This window comes from Acidovorax sp. KNOB132, assembly GCF_057541515.1.
On the sequence record NZ_BAAJYT010000346.1, the window covers coordinates 1 to 3,114 of the forward strand.

Sequence of the window (3,114 nt, forward strand, 5' to 3'; positions counted from 1 at the left end):
CGGCCAGGCATTCGCCGGCGGCATCGGCCAGCCGGCCAGCCAGCGCGTCATCGCACGGCAGCCGGGTGCGGCCGTAGCCGGGCAGCTCCCAGCGGGGGAACAGGGGCGAGGCGTCCATGTCGTGCTGCAGGAAGTCGTGCGCCACGACGACGTCGCCCACCTGCACGTCCGCGCCCAGGCCGCCGGCCACGCCGGTGAACACCACGCGTGCCGCGCCGAAGCGCTCGATCAGCGCGGTGGCGGTGGTGGCTGCCGCGACCTTGCCGATGCCCGAGAGCGCCAGCACGACCTCGCACCCGTGCAGGCTGCCGCTCCAGAACGTGCGGCCGGCATGCAGGGTGCGGCGCCCCCGGGAGAGCGCGTCAACGAGGCCCTGCTGCTCTTCGGCCAGGGCGCTGAGGATGGCGGTCGTCACGGCCGCAACGCCCCCAGCGGTTGCGCCCGCGCCGGGGTGGCCCGGGGCCAGGACGGGGCGGGCCGCACTAGCGCTTGTCGCGCAGCTCGCGGCGCAGGATCTTGCCCACCGGGGTCTTGGGCAGCGATTCGCGGAACTCGATCACGCGGGGCTGCTTGTAGCCGGTGAGGTTGGCCTTGCAGAACTCGCGCACCTGCGCCTCGGTGAGGTCGGTGCCGCGCTTGACGATGACCAGCTTGACGGCTTCGCCCGTCTTTTCGTCGGGCACGCCCACCACCGCGCATTCGAGCACGCCGGGCAGCGTGGCCACCACGTCCTCGACCTCGTTGGGGTAGACGTTGAAGCCGCTCACCAGCACCATGTCCTTCTTGCGGTCCACGATCTTGAAGTAGCCGCGCTCATCGATCACGCCGATGTCGCCGGACTTGAAGTAGCCGTCGTCCGTCATGACCTTGGCGGTCTCGTCGGGCCGCTGCCAGTAGCCGGCCATGACCTGAGGGCCCTTGATGGCGATCTCGCCGCGCGCGCCCGGCTCGGTCACGTCGCGCCCATCGTCGTCGATGAGCTTCATGTAGGTGCTGGAGATCGGCACGCCGATGGTGCCGGTGAACGCCTTTTCCGTGGCCGGATTGCAGGCGACCGTGGGGCTGGTCTCCGACAGGCCGTAGCCTTCGCAGATGGGGCAACCGGTCTTTTCCAGCCAGAGCTTGGCCACCGCGCCCTGCACGGCCATGCCGCCGCCCACCGACACCTTGAGGTTCTTCCAGTTCACGGTGTTGAAGTCGGGGTGGTGGGCCAGGCCGTTGAACAGTGTGTTCACGGCCGGGAAGCTGTGGAAGGTGTGCCGTGAAAGCTCCTTGAGCACCGCCGCCAGGTCGCGGGGGTTGGGCAGCAGGATGTTCTTGGCGCCCGTGCGCATGCTCATCATCATGTTCACCGTGAAGGCGAAGATGTGATAGAGCGGCAGCGCGCACACGGTCGTGGGCTGCTCGTTGGCCGGCACGGTCTGCATCACGGGCAGGTTCCAGGCTTCGGCCTGCAGCACGTTGGCGATGATGTTGCGGTGCAGGAGCACGGCGCCCTTGCTCACGCCCGTGGTGCCGCCCGTGTACTGCAGCAGGGCCACGTCGTCGGGGCGCAGGTCGGGAACCTTGAGCGTGCCGCGCGCGCCCTGCGACAGCGCGTCGTTGAAGCGCACCGCGCCGGGCAGGTTGAACGGCGGCACGAGCTTCTTCACGCTGCGCACCACATAGTTGACGATCAAACCCTTGGGGAAGCCCAGTCGGTCGCCCATGGCGCACAGCACGACGTGCTTGACCTGCGTGGCGCCGATGCACGCCTGCAGCGTGGCGGCGAAGTTCTCGATGATGACGATGGCCTTGGCGCCCGAGTCCTTGAGCTGGTGCTCCAGCTCGCGCGGGGTGTACAGCGGGTTCACGTTCACCACCACGAAGCCCGCGCGCAGGATGGCGGCCACGGCCACGGGGTACTGCGGCACGTTGGGCATCATCACCGCGACGCGGTCGCCCTTGGCCAGCCCCAGGCCCTGGAGATAGGCCGCAATGTGGCGGCTTTGCACGTCCGTCTCGCCGAAGCTCACATCCTTGCCCATGTAGCTGTAGGCCACGCGGTCGGCGTATTTGCCGAAGCCCTCTTCCATCAGGGCGATGAGCGAGGGGTACTGCGCCGGGTCGATGTCGGCCGGCACCCCGGGTGGGTAGGCGGCAAGCCACGGGCGGTCATTCATGCTGTGTGTCTCCAAACCTGCTGTTACAAAAAGGAGCCCGCATTGTCGTCGCGGGCGAAGGCGCCAGGGGCCTGTAGTTTCCCTAAACCGTGCTGCCCCTGCCGCAGCGGCCGCCAGCGGGCGGCGCCGGAGGGCGCGCGGGCCTATTCGATGGCCTTGCCGATGTCCTCCACGACCTTCTTGGCGTCGCCGAAGACCATCATGGTCTTGTCCATGTAGAACAGTTCGTTGTCCAGGCCGGCATAGCCCGCCGCCATGGAGCGCTTGTTCACGATCACGGTCTTGGCCTTGTAGGCCTCCAGGATGGGCATGCCGTAGATGGGGCTGCCCTTGGTGTGCGCGGCAGGGTTCACCACGTCGTTGGCGCCGAGGATGATGGCCACGTCCACCTGTCCGAATTCGCCGTTGATGTCTTCCATCTCGAACACCTGGTCGTAGGGCACCTCGGCCTCGGCGAGCAGCACGTTCATGTGGCCCGGCATGCGCCCGGCCACCGGGTGGATGGCGTATTTGACGGTGATGCCCTTCTCGGCCAGCTTCGCGGCCAGCTCCTTGACCGCATGCTGGGCGCGCGCCACGGCCAGGCCGTAGCCCGGCACGATCACCACGGTCTCGGCGTTGCCCAGCACGAAGGCGGCGTCGTCGGCGCTGCCGCTCTTGACGCTGCGCTGCGCCTGCGCGCCGCCGGCCGAAGCCGCCGCCGCATCGCCGCCGAACCCACCCAGGATCACGTTGAAGAACGAGCGGTTCATCGCCTTGCACATGATGTAGGACAGGATGGCGCCCGAGCTGCCCACCAGCGATCCGGCGATGATGAGCATGCTGTTGTTCAGGCTGAAGCCGATGCCCGCCGCCGCCCAGCCCGAGTAGCTGTTGAGCATCGAGACCACCACCGGCATGTCCGCGCCGCCGATGGGAATGATGATGAGCACGCCCATCACGAACGCCAGCG

Annotated in this window: 3 protein-coding genes; all 3 read right to left on the reverse strand. The window is 68.1% G+C overall.

What is annotated here, in order from left to right; genetic code table 11:
• On the reverse strand, positions 1-415 hold a 415-nt coding region (locus AC27IO_RS22215; protein WP_498740801.1), incomplete at its 3' end, for a phosphorylase family protein.
• 67 nt (positions 416-482) lie between these two features.
• Positions 483-2,162, reverse strand: a complete 1,680-nt coding sequence (locus tag AC27IO_RS22220) for a long-chain-fatty-acid--CoA ligase (RefSeq protein WP_284424369.1) — start codon at positions 2,160-2,162, stop codon at positions 483-485.
• Between the two features lie 143 nt (positions 2,163-2,305).
• Positions 2,306-3,114 (reverse strand): NAD(P)(+) transhydrogenase (Re/Si-specific) subunit beta (locus AC27IO_RS22225; RefSeq protein ID WP_498740803.1); only part of this gene is annotated, 809 nt, incomplete at its 5' end.